General features: G+C 63.7%; 21 protein-coding genes. 5 read left to right on the top strand and 16 right to left on the bottom strand.

The window, feature by feature from the left end:
* Window positions 1–48 precede the first annotated feature (48 nt).
* Entirely contained in the window at window positions 49–975 is a 927-nt protein-coding gene (locus tag LVJ94_32030) for an AraC family transcriptional regulator (protein ID WXB01536.1), read from the top strand.
* Here the strand turns inward: LVJ94_32030 and LVJ94_32025 are convergent.
* From LVJ94_32025 to LVJ94_32005, 5 genes are all read right to left on the bottom strand, one after another.
* The gene (locus LVJ94_32025) at window positions 911–1369 is read right to left on the bottom strand and encodes a hypothetical protein (GenBank protein WXB01535.1); all 459 of its coding nucleotides are present in this window, start codon (window positions 1367–1369) and stop codon (window positions 911–913) included. The genes LVJ94_32030 and LVJ94_32025 overlap by 65 nt on opposite strands.
* Window positions 1370–1428: 59 nt before the next feature.
* The gene (locus tag LVJ94_32020; GenBank protein WXB01534.1) at window positions 1429–3060 is read right to left on the bottom strand and encodes a DEAD/DEAH box helicase; all 1632 of its coding nucleotides are present in this window, start codon (window positions 3058–3060) and stop codon (window positions 1429–1431) included.
* A 65-nt stretch (window positions 3061–3125) separates the two neighbouring features.
* Complete coding sequence (locus tag LVJ94_32015; GenBank protein WXB01533.1) at window positions 3126–5330, bottom strand: chitobiase/beta-hexosaminidase C-terminal domain-containing protein; 2205 nt, start codon at window positions 5328–5330, stop codon at window positions 3126–3128.
* A 71-nt stretch (window positions 5331–5401) separates the two neighbouring features.
* Window positions 5402–6019, bottom strand: a complete 618-nt coding sequence (locus LVJ94_32010; GenBank protein ID WXB01532.1) for a chitobiase/beta-hexosaminidase C-terminal domain-containing protein — start codon at window positions 6017–6019, stop codon at window positions 5402–5404.
* Window positions 6020–6187: 168 nt separating this feature from the next.
* Entirely contained in the window at window positions 6188–6346 is a 159-nt protein-coding gene (locus LVJ94_32005; protein ID WXB01531.1) for a hypothetical protein, read from the bottom strand.
* Here LVJ94_32005 and LVJ94_32000 point away from each other — a divergent pair, their 5' ends adjacent.
* Window positions 6347–7174, top strand: coding sequence for a 5'/3'-nucleotidase SurE (locus LVJ94_32000; protein WXB01530.1), 828 nt, complete (start codon window positions 6347–6349; stop codon window positions 7172–7174).
* On the opposite strand, the gene LVJ94_31995 is transcribed toward LVJ94_32000, so the two are convergent.
* The 10 genes from LVJ94_31995 to LVJ94_31950 form a co-directional block, all read right to left on the bottom strand.
* Window positions 7175–7462, bottom strand: a complete 288-nt coding sequence (locus LVJ94_31995) for a YciI family protein (GenBank protein ID WXB01529.1) — start codon at window positions 7460–7462, stop codon at window positions 7175–7177.
* Window positions 7463–7480: 18 nt separating this feature from the next.
* Window positions 7481–8152, bottom strand: a complete 672-nt coding sequence (locus LVJ94_31990) for a hypothetical protein (protein WXB01528.1) — start codon at window positions 8150–8152, stop codon at window positions 7481–7483.
* A gap of 5 nt (window positions 8153–8157) precedes the next feature.
* The gene (locus LVJ94_31985) at window positions 8158–9252 is read right to left on the bottom strand and encodes a hypothetical protein (GenBank protein WXB01527.1); all 1095 of its coding nucleotides are present in this window, start codon (window positions 9250–9252) and stop codon (window positions 8158–8160) included.
* 74 nt (window positions 9253–9326) lie between these two features.
* Window positions 9327–10001 (bottom strand): hypothetical protein, encoded by a 675-nt coding sequence (locus LVJ94_31980; protein ID WXB01526.1) that lies wholly within the window; start codon window positions 9999–10001, stop codon window positions 9327–9329.
* Window positions 10002–10159: 158 nt separating this feature from the next.
* A complete protein-coding gene (locus LVJ94_31975) occupies window positions 10160–11395 on the bottom strand; it encodes a sigma-70 family RNA polymerase sigma factor (protein ID WXB01525.1) in 1236 nt (411 codons plus the stop codon).
* A gap of 18 nt (window positions 11396–11413) precedes the next feature.
* Window positions 11414–11806 carry a YciI family protein gene (locus LVJ94_31970; GenBank protein WXB01524.1) on the bottom strand — a complete coding sequence of 131 codons (393 nt, stop codon included), beginning with the start codon at window positions 11804–11806 and terminating at the stop codon, window positions 11414–11416.
* Window positions 11807–11846: 40 nt separating this feature from the next.
* Window positions 11847–12242, bottom strand: a complete 396-nt coding sequence (locus LVJ94_31965; protein ID WXB01523.1) for a YciI family protein — start codon at window positions 12240–12242, stop codon at window positions 11847–11849.
* 113 nt (window positions 12243–12355) lie between these two features.
* Window positions 12356–12760 (bottom strand): VOC family protein, encoded by a 405-nt coding sequence (locus tag LVJ94_31960; protein ID WXB01522.1) that lies wholly within the window; start codon window positions 12758–12760, stop codon window positions 12356–12358.
* Window positions 12761–12784: 24 nt separating this feature from the next.
* The gene (locus LVJ94_31955) at window positions 12785–12997 is read right to left on the bottom strand and encodes a hypothetical protein (GenBank protein WXB01521.1); all 213 of its coding nucleotides are present in this window, start codon (window positions 12995–12997) and stop codon (window positions 12785–12787) included.
* Complete coding sequence (locus tag LVJ94_31950; protein ID WXB01520.1) at window positions 12997–13704, bottom strand: DUF1775 domain-containing protein; 708 nt, start codon at window positions 13702–13704, stop codon at window positions 12997–12999. Before LVJ94_31950 ends, LVJ94_31955 begins: the two co-directional genes overlap by 1 nt.
* 116 nt (window positions 13705–13820) lie before the next feature.
* Between LVJ94_31950 and LVJ94_31945 the strand changes: the two genes are divergently transcribed.
* From LVJ94_31945 to LVJ94_31935, 3 genes are all read left to right on the top strand, one after another.
* Window positions 13821–14234 (top strand): cytochrome c, encoded by a 414-nt coding sequence (locus LVJ94_31945; protein ID WXB01519.1) that lies wholly within the window; start codon window positions 13821–13823, stop codon window positions 14232–14234.
* A 143-nt stretch (window positions 14235–14377) separates the two neighbouring features.
* Window positions 14378–14788 (top strand): hypothetical protein, encoded by a 411-nt coding sequence (locus tag LVJ94_31940; GenBank protein ID WXB01518.1) that lies wholly within the window; start codon window positions 14378–14380, stop codon window positions 14786–14788.
* Window positions 14789–14934: 146 nt separating this feature from the next.
* On the top strand, window positions 14935–15549 hold the full coding sequence (locus tag LVJ94_31935; protein WXB01517.1) for a hypothetical protein: 615 nt from the start codon (window positions 14935–14937) through the stop codon (window positions 15547–15549).
* A gap of 4 nt (window positions 15550–15553) precedes the next feature.
* On the opposite strand, the gene LVJ94_31930 is transcribed toward LVJ94_31935, so the two are convergent.
* A complete protein-coding gene (locus LVJ94_31930; GenBank protein ID WXB01516.1) occupies window positions 15554–16222 on the bottom strand; it encodes a DUF2293 domain-containing protein in 669 nt (222 codons plus the stop codon).
* Window positions 16223–16233 lie beyond the last annotated feature (11 nt).

The following is a 16233-nucleotide window of genomic DNA, read 5'->3' as shown; positions in this document are numbered from 1 at the left end:
TTCCTTGCCTAATCCTCCAAGTGGCCCAAATTAGAGTCCCCGGTGCCCATGCCCTTCGAGTTACTCCGAGATGCCATCCAGCGCTACACGGATACCCATACTGAAAATCTCGAGGGTGGATACGCGACGGACATCCCCTCGGTGATCTTTGCCCGTTATGCGGACGTGGCCCGGTCGCACCGTACCCTCTACGCGTCGGCGGGCGTGTGCTTCGTCGTGCAAGGCGGCAAGGAGGTCGTGCTCGGGTCCGACGTCATCAAGTACCGCGCGGGGAAGTTCGCGGTCATCGGGGTCGATTTGCCGGTGGCCGTCCACGTGACCGAAGCGTCGCACGAGGCGCCGTATCTTGCCGTGATCTTCGGCATCGATCTGGGAATCATGCGCGAGGTCGTCGAAGCCATCGAGGACGAGGGGGCGCCGTCCGAGCCCGAGGCCCTTGGCTACTTCGTGGGTGACATCCCGCCTGCGGCCGCGGAAGCAGCCGCACGCATCGTGCGGCTGCTCGACACCCCGAAGGCCATTCCGGTGCTCTACCCGGCGATGGCGCGCGAGCTGTATTACTGGTTGGTCACCAGCGCGCACGGTGCACCGTTTCGCCAGCTGGTGAGGCGCAATGGCTATGCAGCACGTATCTCGAGGGCGATTCGGATTATCCGCGAGGAGGTTCGGCAGCCCATTCGCATCGAGCGGCTCGCCGCGGTGGCCGGCATGAGCGAATCATCGTTTCATGTGCACTTCAAAGCGCTGACGTCGATGTCCCCGTTGCAGTATCAAAAGCACTTGAGGCTTTTGCTCGCGCGCCATCTGCTCGTGACGAGCGAGGCCAACGCATCCGAGGCGGCCTACCAGGTCGGATATGCGAGCGCCTCGCAATTCAGCCGAGAGTATTCACGGATGTTCGGCTATCCACCTAGCCGGGAGTCGGTCGCGTCACATTCGCCCGCAGAGCAAGCCGCTGCACGTCGCGCACCATGAGGCGCAGGGGGACGAGATGTGTTCCCCGCATCTTCTCCAGCCATGCCAGCGCCGGCTCCACGTCGCGGAAGATCTCTTTCTCGTAATTCGGATGCACACCCGCCCAGCGCAGGGCCACTTGCGCGCTGCGGAGTTCCTCCGTTTTGGCCACGCAGGCAATGTACGGGTTGTAGTGCGGATGATCCGACAATTCGGCGAGTTGCTTGCGGCGCAGCGCATTCGCCCGATCGTTATCCAGGTAAAGCAATACGGCGGGGCGGAAGGGCAGGGAAGGACTATGCACGCACAAATCCCGTCGGTGGACGAAGGTCTCTTCCCACTCCGCGTCGGTCTGGATCCCCTCGAACCACCAGACCGCAATACCGATCTGCCAGTCCCACCGTGCGATGTACATGAAGCCAATTCCTCGTCGAAGCCTACGCCCATATCTGCGGAAGGACAACTCCGAGCCGATTACCGTCCGACCACCCGCTCCCAAACTGCGAGTTGCAAAACCTCCGCCCAACCGCTGGGAGGGTTTTTCGCTTTGAGCGCCTCGCGTGTCGCGACTGGCGCATTCGACCGGCGCCACGCTGCGCCTGCACGGGCCGACGCAGCCACCGTGCGGCCCCTTCGTTCGACCTCGTAATCGACGGCTTGAACGGCTTCTTCCATGCGGGAAAACCGCTCCACGACCTTGCCGTCGACGCTCACTTCCCAACGTTTGCCGCGCTCGCCGCGTTTGAGGACTACGGCCTCGCTGGGCGTCCCCGGCTTCCTTTCGAAGTGCAACCCCACCCCATGCCGTCCCAAGGAGAACCACGCATTGGCGGAAATAGCCCGCACATCGTCATGAATGCGCATGGACAGTGGGTCGAACATCTTTGCGCGCTCTTGAATTTCCGGGAGGGTCACCGCACCGGCCTCCAATTCGAAACCCGGCCGGTCGAATTGAATCGCCGCCCAGATGCGGCGTGCCTCATTCACATCTTCGCCACGCAGATCCAAGTCCCGCGGAACGCCGAACAGCGAGGGTAGGGTGGTGAGGCTCAAATCCGAAAGATCGACGAAATCCAGAATGAGGCAGTCCTTTTTATCGGGATGCAGCCGCGTACCGCGCCCCACGCATTGCGCGTAGAGCCCATCGGACCGGGTGGGTCGGGCCATGGCAATGCACGATACGCCGGGATCGTCGAAACCTTCCGTGAGGACGCCAACATTGGTGAGCACCTGAGTCCGCCCCTCGCGAAATTCCGCCAATGCTTTGGCGCGTTCGTCTTTTCGCATGGCTCCATGGACGATTCCCGCCCGCACGCCGAGCACATTGAGCGATCGTGCCAAATTGATGGCGTGACCGACGGTGACACAGAAGGCAATCGTGCGACGGTCGCGGGCCAGTTCCTGGATGGATCGTGCCACGATGGCATTTCGCTCTTCGATGTCGACGGCCTCCGCGAGTTCCTCCTCGCGAAAATCGAGAGCGGTTCGCGACAGCTGGCGAAGGTCGGCACTGGTCGCGATGCGAAATCCGCGAAGAGGGCACAAGTACCCCTCTTCGATCATCTGCGGCAGCGTGCGCGAGTAGACGATTTGCTCGAACACCTCCTCGAGGCCTTTGCCATCGCCGCGTGCCGTGGTGGCCGTGAACCCGAGCAGCGTTCCCGTCCACATCGCATCGAAGACGCCGAGCTGGCGAAGCACGCGCAGGTTGTCCTCCGCCGCCGCATGGTGGCACTCGTCGTAGATGACGAGGCCCACGTCGCGCCCCCGGATGACGCGTGCAAGCCGCTCCTCGTGCAGCGACCGCACCGAGCACACGAGCACCTTCGCGTCCTCCGAGGCTCGTTCCGCCCCGCGTTCGATGGAGACGACGCCTTGCCCTTCCATGGCCCGCTCGATTTTCTCGCGCGCCTGGCCGAGTAGCTCTTCCCGATGCGCGAGCACGAGCACCTGGCGCTTCGCCAGGCGCGCCAGGTGCGAGAAAATCACCGTCTTTCCCGCCCCGGTGGGAAGGCTCACCAGCATGCGCCGCACGCCGCTCCGCCGCGCCGCGAGCACGGCGTCGATGGTCTCGCGTTGGTAGGGGCGAAGGACGGGGGTGGTCACGTGTACGCCCGAAGGTTCATGCGCGGCAACGTATCGAACACCCCGAGCATGCTACAAGCTCTCCCTCAGTTGCAGGTCCCTGTCCCGTTGTTGTCCCGAAGGATGACTTCGCCGGCGTAACCGAGATCGCGCAGCTTCCTGGCGAGCTTCTCCCCATGGCAGGCGGGTAGGGCATCGTTGTCGGTGATCTCCAGCTTCTCGTGCAGCTTCTTCAGTACGGTGAAGCCGGGGAGGCTCGTCAATTTGGGATTTCGGGAGATGCGGATCTCGCGCGCCTCCTCGATGACGTCCAAGAAGTCCCCCAAGTCTGCCAGCTCGGGGTTACCCGAGATGCTGATGCCCTTGTCGGACGAGACCCGCGTGAACCACCCGAGCCCGCGCAGGCTCTTGAGCTTCTTGTTGCCGCTGATGTCGACGGACCCCGCCGAGATGAGATGGTCCAGTCCCGTGAGCTCGACGGCACTCGACGTGCCTATGGACAGCATTTCGTCAACGTGCCTCAATTCCTCGAGCCCGCGGAAGTCGGTGAAACCGAAGTCGCCCCACAGGACCAAGTTCTTGACCTGGGCGAGTCTGCGAAATCCCTGCAGGGATGCAAGCGCGGGCAAATTCTGGAGGAAGACTTCGCCTGTCACATGGCCAAGGTACGGCAGTTCGACTTCCGCCAACTTCGGATTGTCCTGCAACTGCAGCGGACCTTCGATCCCGGTGGTGGACTTCCCCACGACGCGGGTGAGTTCTGGATTGGAATAGATGAACAAGCCATGGAGCTGTTGGGGAACTCCCAATACCGCTGTCAGCTTGTTGTTGAACCGCACCGACACCTCGCCGCCCATGGTTGTTACATTCGTCATCGCTTCGAATGTCGTCAGCTCGGGGCTCGTCTGCACCAGAACATTCTTCGCGATGGTCGCGAGTGCCGGGAAGGCGCCGACACGGCGCAAGTGCGCCTCGCCGAGGATTCTGAGGCTCCCCACCTGGGCCAATCGCGGGGGGCCGGACCATTCCGTCACTCCAGTGCCGAGGATCGTGAACTCGCCGCCCACGGTTCGCAGTGCGTCGAGCCCATCGAGTTGAAGCGAGGCGCCGGAGGTGCCGGTCATCTTCACGTCACCTCCAACGGAGGTTAGCGCTTCCAGTCCGTGCAACGACTTCAAGCCAGGGCCCGCGTTCACGATGAGGTTTTGGCCCACCCGCTGAAGGTGGCGAATCGCCGTCAGATCGGTGATGCCGCTCCCGATGGACAGATGCTCGGTGATCTCCTTGCAGTGGGCGATCTTTTGCAGGTCGCTTTGGTCTGCGATCCCGAAGGTTCCCTCGCAAGTCGAGTGTCCATAATGGGCATCCCAAACGCCGCTCGATTCGTAGTGATCCTTGCAAGTGACCGCCTGGACGTGGGTATCTCGCTCGAAGGGGGGAAGCGTGCCGCTCGTGATGACGACGTTCGGACTGCTGCACGAGGGCATGCTGCCGTCGATCGTGTAATGGATCTCGGCGCCTTCCGTACCTGTGGAGAGCTTGACCTGGACGGGATTCAATGGGTCGTACTTCTCGGGCGGTGGATCGAACGCCGGGGCGGTAGCTGAGAAGACGTATTGGGCAAGTGTGGGGTCGGCCGGCAGCATTCCGGACTTGCAAGCTTTTGCCCGTACCACGTCGGTTGTCTTCGGGATGGAAAGGGGAGACGTGTACGTGAGGCTACCCGGTGCACATTGCGCATCCACGGCGCACGCGGGGGCGGTGCCGTCGAGCGTATAGCAAATGGTAGCGCCGTCCGTTCCACTCGACAGGGCGACGTCGACATCGTTCGAGTATTTTCCCGCGCCGGGGCTGAATTGGACCTGCGCAACGTCTCCTTTCGGGGTCTCGATGACGTAGGCCTTCGATTGAACGGGTGAATCGTTCCAGCCATCTTTCCGTGCGACCGCCTTCAACGTGGTCGTTCTGGCAACGGTAATGGGAGACGCGTAAATGGGTGACGCCGCATCGGGCATGCTGCCATCCAATGTGTAGCGGATGGTGGCGCCGGCCGTATCCGTCCGAAGGGTAACGCTCTGTGCTGTGAAATATGTTCCCTCGGGTGGATCGAATTGAGGAGGGGCGGCGGTCTGCGAGGGATTCCCGTCCTGCCCCGCGTCGGCACCGATGTTCACTCCGCTTTCGCCGCCACATCCTACCGTGGCCGTCGCCGCCACCATCGCGAGGATTCCGAGGCCGCCTGCGAGGGATGTGATGGTTCGCTTCTTTTCACTAAGTGGGTACGAGGCCATTTTTTTAAAGGTTCCGATCGAAGTCGAATTTCATGAAGTCGAAGGTGCGGCGTACCTGCACCCTCATCTTGTTATTCGGACGGACTCGGAACTTCGGCCTTCGAATTCGACACGGTGGCATCGCAAAAAGACGGTCGCCTCAGTTGCACATCCCCGTCCCGGTATTGTCCCGGGCCTTTGGCGCACGCGGGCTTCGTGCCATCGATCGTGTAGCAAATCGTAGCGCCCGCGGTGCTGCTCGAAAGTGTGACGTGCACGTCGTTCGAATAGCGTCCCGTATTGGGTTCGAATTGGACAGGGGCCGCGTTGCCCTGGGGAACGTCGATGTCGTACGTGGCCGAGCGAACCTCGGAATCGCGAGAGCCGGGCCGGCGTGCGATGGCCTTGATGGTCGTCGTTCGGGCAATGGCGAGGGGCAGCGTGTAGATCGGCGACGTGGAGTCGGGCGTGCTGCCGTTCATCGTATAGTGAATCGTGGCACCGGGTGTGTCCGTCCGGATGGTCACGCGGGGGACGTTCGTGAAGGTGCCCTCCGGTGGATCGAACTCCGGTGTGGCCGCGATCTCGGGCGCCGGGCCCCAATCGGGTCCACCATCGGGTTGGCCGCGGCCCACGTTGCCGGCATTGTCGCCGCACCCCGTGAGCGATGCGACGGCCGTAAGCCCAATGATGAATGTGCGCCAGGTCATGTTGCCTCTCTGTCGGCCAATGGGTGGCATCCGTTGCCTAGAAAGATATTTCCAGTTGGGACGAATGGCCGGAGAACACTCGCCTTCATGGCAGCTGACCCGTATGCTCGGCATCTTTCGCCAACGCAGGAGACAACATCGATGACGCGTCGACGCTGGTTGTGGCCCTCACTTTTCGCCCAGATTTTGTTCGTTGTGAGCTGCAGCTCCGGCCAGGAGCCCGGTGATGAAAAGGCCGCGCCCGAGCAGGTACGACAAGGTGAGGCGTCGCTCTCGTTGGGCGATGCAAATGACGACGCGCCCATTCGCCTCGATATCGATGTACACGTGACAACACCGCGTGCGGCGCCGCGACCCCTGAAGATCCTTTTGTCGAACGACGATGGGTACAGCGATCCCGGACTCCAAGCGATGAAGCGTGGCCTGCGCGCCGCCGGGCACTCCGTGACGGTGGCGGCCCCCGCGCAAGATCGCAGCGGCAGCAGCGTTTCCGTGACCGGCCCCGCGCCGGTGAACGTGACCACGCAAGCGGACGGAGATCTCGCCGTCGAAGGCTCCCCGGCGACGTCCGTCCTCATTGGGCTCGCAGTGTTCGAAGCGCGCGGCGAAAAGCCGGATCTCGTCGTGTCCGGTCCGAACTTCGGATTCGATGGCGGCCCGTCCGCGCCCTACTCGGGCACCCTGGGCGCGGCCACGGCGGGGCTCATTCGCGGTGTGCCCTCCATTGCGGTGATGGCCGATCCCATCGTGCGCGACAAAACCGATCCGGCGTTCATCGCCCACGTCGAACGCGTGGCCGCCTTCACGGCGCGCCTCATCGAGCGGCTCGAGACGAAGAGCAAGGAAGGCGCGCTTTTGCCGCAAGGGGTGGGCCTCAAACTCGGATACCCTGCGTTGCCCACCGACAAGATCGCCGGCGTCACCCTGGCCACCCAAGGCAAGACGGGCCTCTTCCACCTCGCGTACAAAGAGACGTCACCCGGCGTCTTCTCCTCCGCCAAGTTGCCGTTCGAGCCCGTTACCGGCGACGAAAACGGCGAAGTCGTCAACTACCGCGCAGGCTACATCACCGTCGTCCCCTTCGAGAGCGACCTCACCGCCAACCCGCGCGCCCGCCACGAAGTCCGCCACCGCCTCGGCAACCTCAAGCCGTAATCACCGAATCAGCTCCTCGATGTTTTTCGCCCGTTGATTGGGCAGAAACTCGATGATGCGAAACTCGGCGAGTCCGTGCGCGCAAAACGGATCTTGCTGCATGATCGCTTCGAGCTCTGCCCGATCGTCGGCCACGGCGAGGATGATGCCCCCCGTGCGCGGCACTTGCCGCCCCGATACGAGAAAATGCCCTGAGGCGTAGTGCTTCCGGATGAAGACCATATGCTCCTTCATCACGGCATCGACCTTTTCCAGCGGCGCCTTGTAGATAAGCTCGATGACGAACATCCTCTCACGGTACACGGATCACGGAACCGGAGAGAAATACTGCTCGCGCACCAGCATGCCCAGGTCGCCGATGCGCGTCTCGGTCAAGGTGGCGGCGTAGTCGCCAAATTCGTACTCTTCCTGGAACGCCTGGAGCGGCCCTTTGCCGAAATGGACCGCGGTATTCTCACCCGCGCTCTTGGACGGCGTACCCAGCGCCTCGCGCAGCCGTCTCGAAACGTCGGCCACCATCGCGTTCGCCTCCGCCACCGGCAGCTTTCGGCGCAACACCGTCACCACCGCCAGCGTACCGCTCGCGCGAAATTCGAACGTCACTTCCTCGGCCGGTGCAAACGCCGCCGGCTCCCCGAGGGCCATCGCATCCACGTCTTTGCATGCGCGCAGCGTCTCGTTCCCGTGGAGCGCGTCGCACGAAATCCGGTGCCGCTTCGCCCACGCGGCCAGATCGGCCAACGTCGTCTTCTCGAGCTCGAAGCCCGCCGCAGGCCGTGCGGGCGCTCCCGGCTTTCCGAGGTACATCGCCGCCGGAATCGCCCGCGCCGCGTCGATCGCCCGCGGCGTCGCCTTCGTCACCGGACAGCCAACCCCGAGCTTCGCCAACAGCGGCCTCGCGAAGGGCATGTGCAATGCGCCAATCCCGAGCACCGCGAAGGCCACGAATGCCGCCACCGCCGCGACCCATTTCCACATGGCGGCTATCCCGGAAACGGCGCCGGACCCGGTGCCGCGTTGGGGTCCACGATGTCCGACTTCGTACCGGTCAACGCCGCGGCCAGCGCGTTGAACTCGGCTTGCGTGATCTGCCCGCTCTTCGGCGTCGTCCCATCCGCGACCACCAAGGGCATCAAATCGGTCGCCAGAATGGTGACGAACGCATCGAACGTCTTGTCACCGATTTTCAGCCCCACGTGCGACGAGGCCATATCGCGGCACGTGAAATTCGGCGTCTTCGTATTCGCCGCATCGCTCACCGCCGTGCCCGGATACGTCTCCGCCTGAAGCACGGAGGCCACCAGCCTCGTGAAGCATTCCTCGATTTGCCCGGCGCTGGGGTGTCCCGCGGGAATCGGATTGGCAACTTGATTGAAGAAATACGTCTTGAGGTTCGTATCCTTGAGGATCTTCTGCTCCACTTCGGTTTTCACCAAAGTGAAAAGCCCTTGGTGACGACCCAGGCGCTCGTACGCCGATGGCGTGGCGGGAACGAACGGTCCCGGCCCCGCTGGCGCGCCCGGTGTGGTCACCGCCGATTTGGTATCCGTCAGGGCCTTGGCCAGCACATTGTATTCGCTCTGGCTGATGTGTCCCGCCGTGAGCATCGTCCCATCGGCCACCACGAGGCCCATCAGATCGCCGGCCAGAACCCCCACGAACTTGTCGAACGTCTTGTCGCCGATGTTCAGCCCCACGTGCGACGACTTCATATCGCGGCAGGTGAAATCCGGCGTATTCGTATTGGCGGCATCGCGGACCGCCGCGCCGGGGTATTGTTCGGCTTGAACGACCGAGGCCACCAAGCGCGTGAAACACTCTTCGATCTGAGCCGCGCTCGGGTGGCCTGCTGGAATTGGATTTGCGACCTGATTGAAAAAGTAGGTCTTCAGATCCGAATCTTTGAGAACCTTGTTTTCGACTTCATTTTTGACGAACGCGAGGAGTCCCGCGTGCCCACCGAGCCGTTCGTAGGCCGAAGGAGCAGCTCCGCCAGACTTCGTATCGTCATCGCTGCATCCGCTCGCCAATGCTGCCATGGCGGCAACTGCGCCAAGCGCGAAGGTCTTCGTTTTCATCGGGACTTCTCGCCTCCCGAATCCAGTACGACCTCCCGGCGCGATCGGATCGTTCGAAAATTCTTTTTACGATTTCAGTGCTTCAGCGTGAGGCAAGACGCCTCGCCCGACTGCAGCTCGAGGCAGGTCGTGCCGACGGCGCACAGCATCGCCGCACAGGCCGACGTGGTGGGCTTGACGCAGGCCGCCTCGCCGGACGCGAGCTCGACGCACTTGGTCTGCGGCTGGCAGAAGACCGCCGCGCAAGCCGAGCGCTGGACCTGCGGTTGCTGTTGTTGTTGCTGCAGCGCTGCGGCGGTGAACAGGCTCGTCGTTTGGCCGGCGCGGGTGAGCGTGAGGACGCCGTTCTCGAAGTCAGCCTTGGTGTCGCGGACGTCGCCCTTCTTGGGCGTGAACTTGATGCCCATGCCGCCGGGGACCTTGCGTGCGAGCCACTTGCCCGACTCCGGCAAGGTGCAGGGGAAGGTGATGCAGCGGACGCCCGGGGCGACCAACGTGGCCTCGACTTGGGCCGTGTACGTGCCGTCCTTCTTGAGGGTCAGGGAGTAGAAGTCCGTGGCGTCCCCCGAGAACTCGGCGTTCCACTCGTACGTTCCGACCATCTCCGCGGCGATGCCGGAAAGCGAAAGGGCGTCCTGCGAGGTCGCGACGGTGTCGTCGGCGGACGTCTCGGCGGCGCAGCCAGTCAGCATCAGCGAGGCGGGAACGGCAAGAAGAGCAGCGGAAAGCGATAGCGCAATGAGTTTCATATCTCTCGAAATCTCCAATTTGCCTCCGGCTCCCACATGTGTGGTCCGGGGCGACGACGCGCTGTGTAAGCCCGAAAATTGGCGCAATCAAGAGATAAAAGTATGCGCATGTAGGAAATATACTACGCAGCTGTGCTCCATCTATGCGCGACCCTTGGCTATTCCGTGTTTTGGAGCCGGGACGCCTTCAGTAATAGGTAATTCCGCTCGGGGATGCTCGATGTCTTATTGGCAGCAGCGTGGTAGTGCGCACGCGCCATCGCAGCATCGCCCGCCATCTCGAAAAAGTGCCCGCGAACGGCATCGATCCGGTAGTGGCCCGCGATGCGCGCGTCCGCATCGAGCGGCTTCAAAAGGGCGAGTCCCGCGGCCGGACCCTGCACCATGGCCGACGCGATGGCGTGGTTCAACGCCACCATCGGGTTGTCGGTCATGCGCATCAAAAGCCCGTACAGCGCGAGGATCTGCGGCCAATCGGTGTCTTCGGCGCGCGCGGCCTCGTCGTGCACCGCCGCGATGGCGGCTTGGAGCTGGTAGGCGCCGATGGATCCCTGCGAGAGCGTCGCGCTGATCAGCGCCACGCCCTCGGCGATGGCGTCGCGATCCCAAAGGGCGCGATTCTGCTCGTCAAGTGGAATCAATTCGCCATTCGCGCCCGTGCGCGCGAGGCGCCGCGCATCGGTGAGCAGCATCAGCGCGAGAAGCCCGGCGACCTCTCCATCGCGCGGCAAGAGTCGATGCACCGCGCGCGTGAGGCGGATGGCCTCCGTCGCCAGATCGGCCCGCTGCAACGTGGTGCCCGTGCTCGTGGCGTAGCCTTCGTTGAACACGAGGTAGAGCACGTGCAGCACGGCGCCGAGTCGCTCGGCGCGCTCTTCGTCGTTGGGCATGCGAAACGGCACGCCCGATTTCTTGATGCTCTGTTTGGCCCGGCTGATTCGCTGCGCCATCGTGGCCTCGGGCACGAGGAACGCATTGGCGATCTGCTCGGTGGTGAGGCCACCCACGGCCCGCAACGTGAGCGCAATGGTCGAGGGGCGTGTCAGCGCGGGATGGCAGCACATGAAAAGCAGGAGGAGCGTATCGTCCTGTTCGGGCTCCTCGTGCTCGCGCGGCTCCTCGTATTCGACGGCTTCCTCGGCGACGAGCACGGTCTCCCGCCGCCGTCGCGCCAGCTCGGAGCGCAGATGGTCGGTCATGCGGCGGACGGCGACCTGCACCAGCCACGCGCGCGGATTGTCCGGCACCCCGTGCTCGGGCCATCGCATGGCCGCGGCGGCAAGCGCCTCTTGCACAGCGTCTTCCGCCGCCGCGAAGTCGCCAAAGCGCCGCGCCACCACGCCGAGCACTTGCGGCGCGAGATCGCGTAGCAGGTGCGTGTCGATCGAATCCACCGGTGCCTCCCTCACGTCTCAGGGGGGCGGCCCGCCCATCACCTCGCGCACTTCGATGGCCAGATTCAACGGCTTACCGCCGGGGCCCGGCGCAGCCGATGCGCGGCCCGCAATCGCATAAGCCTGCTCGGGGCTCGCCACGTCGACGATCCACCATCCGGCGAGAAACTCCTTCGACTCGGCAAAGGGACCATCCGTCACGTCCGGTGCTCCGCCTTTTCCTGCGCGAACGACGCGGGCTTGTCCCGGCGGCGCGAGCCCCTCCGCACTTACGAGCTCGCCGGATTTGCGAAGCTCCGCGTTGAAGTCTTTCATGAACTGAATGTGCGCCTTGAAGTCGTCCTGGCTCCATTGCACGACGCCGTAATCGCCCGTGCCCCGCGGTGCATGCATCATCAAAATGAATTTCATCGTCTGGATCCTTTCATGAGAGAAGTGAGCGCCCGGTGGTTCAGCCTTCGGGCGGGCCCGCCATCACCTGGCGCACTTCGATGGGCGTGTTGAGCACCTTGCCGCCGGGGCCGGGCGCAGCGGATGCGCGGCCCGCGATGGCGTAAGCCTGCTCGGCGTTCTCCACGTCGATGATCCACCATCCGGCGAGAAACTCCTTCGTCTCCGCGAAGGGGCCATCCGTCACCTCGGGGGTCCCGTCTTTTCCCGCGCGAACGATGCGGGCATGCTTGGGCGGCGCCAGTCCCTCCACGTTCACGTACTGGCCGTTCTTGCGGAGGTCCGCGTTGATCTCGTTCAGGAACTTCATGTGGGCCTGGATGTCTTCCTGGCTCCACTTGAAGATCTCGTAGTCGCCGGTGCCCCGCGGCACGTGCATCATCAGGATGAATTTCATGGTGTGTGACTCCTTTCATGGGTGAGTCGGAGCCCGAACGGAGTTCTCGACATGCCATGCGCTCTTTTTTTCAGAAAGAGCCTAACACCATGAAATCCCTGGGGTAACCTTCCTCAGGCCGGTCGCGGGCCCAGCAGATCCCAGCGGTTGCCGGCGATATCCAGGAACACGACGACGCTGCCGTAGGGCTCGTGGCGCGGTTCGCGGACGAACGTCACCCCGGCCGCGCGCAGGCGTGCGTACGCCCCCTCGAAGTCGTCCACCCGGAGGAACATGCCCACGCGCCCGGCGAACTGGTTGCCCACGCCCGCGCGCTGGTGCTCGCCATCGGCGCGTGCCAGCAAGATGCCGGTCCGTGCGCCGGGCGGCCGCACGACCACCCAGCGCTTCGCGTGTCCGTCGTGGGAGCTGACCGCGGGAGAGTCTTCGACCAATTCGAAGCCCAACACATGGACGAAGAAAGCAATGGCCGGATCGTACTCGTCGACGATGATGGCCGTCAGTTCGATATGCGACATGACGGCCAGCTTCTCACGCCTTCTTCACTTTTTTCCGAAGTCCGGCGGCAAAAGATCGCACGGTAGCGCGCTCGACGGCGGTTTCGCGGGATCCGTCGGGCGCTCGAGGCACGGCTTCATCGCGCCGGCATCGGGCGTGGGGGTCGAGGGCTCGTCATCCTTGCAGGCCACGAGGCCCGCGGCGACGAGCAGGATCGCGCCGCCGCGCAAGAAGAGCGGGAGCGTTGCCCGGTGCATCAGTACTTCACCCAGACGACATCGCCGGCGGCGAGGGAGGTGAGCTCGGTCACGTCCGCCGTGGACTTGATCTGGCCCAACGTGTTCGCCCCCGGGCTGTAGGCGGAATTGCCCTTCCACACGATGAGCGCATCGCCGAAGAACGGCTTGAGATCCGCGACGGCGGCGGGCACCGTGTACTTGTTCCAGCCCTTCTCACGCGGCGGGAGGATCACCAGCGCCGGTGCGGCTTTCGGGCCGTTCTCGTCGGGCGAATCGGTTTCCGCTACCCATTCGGCGGACTTTTCCGTCTTACCGTCCGCCGAGCGGCATACTTGGTGTGTCGGAAAGAGCAGCCGCGTGAAGGGCTGATTGGGCACTTTGATGCGCAATCCTAGTTTGTAATAGTTCGGGTCCCCGTCTTGGAGCTCCGCGTTGCTGAGCTTTTCCCATTTGATGCTCTTGACCACGTTCGCGGAGTCCCGGGTCGTGGTCACCTTGCCGAAGTCGCTGGGGATGGCCCGCACCGTCGTGACGGACGGAGGGATGTCCACCTGCACGGAGAAGGTATCCCACTTGTTGTCGCACCCGTGACCGACCCCGAAGGTGATCTCCTGCGTCGTGTCCGCGAAGGCCGGTGCGGCCCCCAACGAGATGTGCGCGGCGGCCAGCGCCGGCATGACAAGGGTGAACACTCCGACAACGACCGCGCTCGACGTTTTGGACATGGCTCCTCGTTTTTCTCCCGAGCATGCTCTGTATCGCTGGGAGCGGTCTCGAGCGATGCGACATTTCGTCGCAGTGCACGGCTCGACGACGATTCCCATGGTAGCGTTGCGGCTCGATGGCCTTTCGTACGATCGCGGGTTCCTTGGGGGGTGCCTTGCTGGTGGCGTCGTTGGTCGTGGCGGCGGCCTGCAGCAGCAACGATGCTTCACCGGGGGGGAAATCCGACGCCATCTCGGACGGTGCGCTTCCCGAGTCGTGCAAGGACCTCACGGCCCCCACCGCGTGTCCGAGCCCGGCACCCACGTTCGCCAGCGTGGAGCCCATCTTCGAACAGCGATGTACTTCTTGCCATGGCGGCGTGGCCGGGCTTTGGCCGCTGCGTGGCTACGAGCACATCGTCGATTGGGCTGACACCATCCGCGGCGAAGTCCTCGGGTGCTCGATGCCGCCGCTGGACGCGGGCTCGGGCATCACCAAGGAAGAGCGCCTCGCGATCCTGCAGTGGATCCGCTGCGGCACGCCGCAATAGACACAGGCTGTGTCCGCCTAAACGCGTCCCTCGGGAAAACGAGGCCGAAATGGCCCTGTCCTACACTGGCATACGCGCTGCAGTGATGGGTTGCACGAACGGTCGCCGCGGAGGCGATCGCCTTACAACCCGAGGTTCTTTCCATGAAGCTTTCGCAAGTCGTACTCGCCGCTGCCGTTGCTCTCGTTCCCTCCTTGGTGCCCGCCGTCGCCCACGCCGACGGCACCGTCTCCGTCGTGAGTGCGCAGTTTACCGATCGCGTGGAGGGCGGAAAGCCCGTGGGCGATGCCAAGGCCGTCGCCGGTGCGCGCAAGGTCGTCTATTGGATCGATGCCGCCAACACCGGAGACCCCGCCCAACTCACCCTCGTGTGGACGGTGGATGGCAAAGAGGTGCAGCGTCAATCGCTCGACGTGGGGCATTCCGCGCATTGGCATACCTGGGGCTCGCGTCCCGTGGCCGGCGCCAAATCGATTTCCGTTCGTGTGCTCGACGCCGCGGGCACGTCCTTGAAAGAGGATTCCGTCTCACTCGACGCGCCCAACGCGAGCTAATGGCTTATCCCGCGTAGGGGTGTAAACTCTTCGTTTACTTCGACCGGACGGGAAAAAGCGGTGAATGTTTCATGACGCCGCGGCGTCCTATGCTACGAGATTCAATATCGTCGCTAGGACGCAATTCCTTAGGAGGTAACGAAGTAATGAATTGGACGCGTGGAGTTTTCGCTTTGGGAGGGGTGGCCGCGGTGTTCGTCGTGGTCGCTTGTTCGTCGTCATCATCGTCCGAGGAGGAAACGGGGGCAGAGCAAGGCCCGGTCACCTCGGTGGACAAAGACAAACAGCTCAATCAACTTTCCGACCAGGAAGCGGAGACGTACTGCCTCGATACGAACAAGTGGGCACGCAAGTACTTCACGGCCGAAGTGAACAAAGGCTCGAATTGCAACGAGCAGGGCATTTACCAAGGCCAGCAAGAGTCCACCGTCGAGGCTGGGCGAACGAAGTGTTCCGAGGTGCGAAAAGCGTGCATCGCCAAGGCCCCGCCGGATGCCGGTGCCATCGATGCGGGCATCGATCCGGACGAGGCTGCACGCAAGGTGTGCAAGGTCTTCAAGACCCGCATTTCGAAGTGCAACAGCCTCACGATTAGCAATTCGAATGGCTGCTGGGGCGAGTTTCTCAAGTATTCGAGACAATTCTCGGCCAAGGACGCGTGCACGGACATGACCCTCGATACGCCGGGGGACGATCCGGTTGGGGACATGGTCTCCTCGGTGTGCGATCCGTGGAAAGCCTGCGTGCTCAGCGACAAGTAGCCGTCTAAACCGCTTTGCAGAGCGGGCAAGCCGCCGGGGCGTGGGGAGCGTCCCGGCGATGCAGATCCAGGACGGCGCGGGAGACGGTGGCGAGTTCGCGCCGCACCTCGCGCCGTTTGCCTTTCACGCGTGCGATCACCATGGAGTCGTAGGCCGTCGTCTGGTGACGCATCCACGCGATGACCGCGGATTCGGCGCGCTCGTCGATGGAGATGCGCTTGGTGCGCGCGACGGTGCCGCTTCCCACCGGGGTCGCGTGCGCGGTGACCTTGCGTGCGACGGAGCGCGCGAGCTCCTCCCAGCGCGGGGAGAACCGCAGAAAGCCGAGGACCTCTTCCTCGAAGGAGACGACGTACACGGCTTGCTCGTGCTCGCGGCGGGCGGTGGCGGCAGCGCGTTTTTTCGCGTAGCCCTCCGTAGCCCGCTCGGCATCCAGCGCGGAGCGCGCGGCCTCGATGTTTTCGCGCGGGGCCCACAGTCCCTTGGAGAAGGCTTTGCGACCGCGCTTCTCGATGACCGCCCACGACGGGCCCGCTTGCTTCACCCTTCGCGTGAGTCCTGCGTCGCCGGGCGGAAGGCACGCCCAGCCCGCGGGCGGCGTGCAGCGCGTGCCATCGGGCGAGACAAAAACGCGGGGATCGGCGGTCGGTGCGAGCGTGAGCGATTCGGGCATCGCGCGGACCT

The sequence above is a fragment of the Sorangiineae bacterium MSr11367 genome, from assembly GCA_037157805.1.
GTDB classification, from domain to species: Bacteria; Myxococcota_A; Polyangia; order Polyangiales; family Polyangiaceae; genus Pendulispora; species Pendulispora rubella.
The sequence above is the reverse complement of the archived record's forward strand: the minus strand, read 5'-3'. Positions and strand labels throughout refer to the sequence as shown.

Bases quoted from the DNA above. Each gene is read 5' to 3' on its own strand.
- LVJ94_31990 (WXB01528.1), bottom strand. From the start codon at position 8,152: ATGTGGAAATGGGTCGCGGCGGTGGCGGCATTCGTGGCCTTCGCGGTG.
- LVJ94_31945 (WXB01519.1), top strand. From the start codon at position 13,821: ATGGCCTTTCGTACGATCGCGGGTTCCTTGGGGGGTGCCTTGCTGGTG.
- LVJ94_31960 (WXB01522.1), bottom strand. From the start codon at position 12,760: ATGTCGCATATCGAACTGACGGCCATCATCGTCGACGAGTACGATCCG.
- LVJ94_31955 (WXB01521.1), bottom strand. From the start codon at position 12,997: ATGCACCGGGCAACGCTCCCGCTCTTCTTGCGCGGCGGCGCGATCCTG.
- LVJ94_32025 (WXB01535.1), bottom strand. From the start codon at position 1,369: ATGTACATCGCACGGTGGGACTGGCAGATCGGTATTGCGGTCTGGTGG.
- LVJ94_32030 (WXB01536.1), top strand. From the start codon at position 49: ATGCCCTTCGAGTTACTCCGAGATGCCATCCAGCGCTACACGGATACC.
- LVJ94_31965 (WXB01523.1), bottom strand. From the start codon at position 12,242: ATGAAATTCATCCTGATGATGCACGTGCCGCGGGGCACCGGCGACTAC.
- LVJ94_32010 (WXB01532.1), bottom strand. From the start codon at position 6,019: ATGACCTGGCGCACATTCATCATTGGGCTTACGGCCGTCGCATCGCTC.
- LVJ94_31950 (WXB01520.1), bottom strand. From the start codon at position 13,704: ATGTCCAAAACGTCGAGCGCGGTCGTTGTCGGAGTGTTCACCCTTGTC.
- LVJ94_31940 (WXB01518.1), top strand. From the start codon at position 14,378: ATGAAGCTTTCGCAAGTCGTACTCGCCGCTGCCGTTGCTCTCGTTCCC.
- LVJ94_31970 (WXB01524.1), bottom strand. From the start codon at position 11,806: ATGAAATTCATTTTGATGATGCATGCACCGCGGGGCACGGGCGATTAC.
- LVJ94_32015 (WXB01533.1), bottom strand. From the start codon at position 5,330: ATGGCCTCGTACCCACTTAGTGAAAAGAAGCGAACCATCACATCCCTC.
- LVJ94_31930 (WXB01516.1), bottom strand. From the start codon at position 16,222: ATGCCCGAATCGCTCACGCTCGCACCGACCGCCGATCCCCGCGTTTTT.
- LVJ94_31985 (WXB01527.1), bottom strand. From the start codon at position 9,252: ATGAAAACGAAGACCTTCGCGCTTGGCGCAGTTGCCGCCATGGCAGCA.
- LVJ94_31980 (WXB01526.1), bottom strand. From the start codon at position 10,001: ATGAAACTCATTGCGCTATCGCTTTCCGCTGCTCTTCTTGCCGTTCCC.
- LVJ94_31935 (WXB01517.1), top strand. From the start codon at position 14,935: ATGAATTGGACGCGTGGAGTTTTCGCTTTGGGAGGGGTGGCCGCGGTG.
- LVJ94_31995 (WXB01529.1), bottom strand. From the start codon at position 7,462: ATGTTCGTCATCGAGCTTATCTACAAGGCGCCGCTGGAAAAGGTCGAT.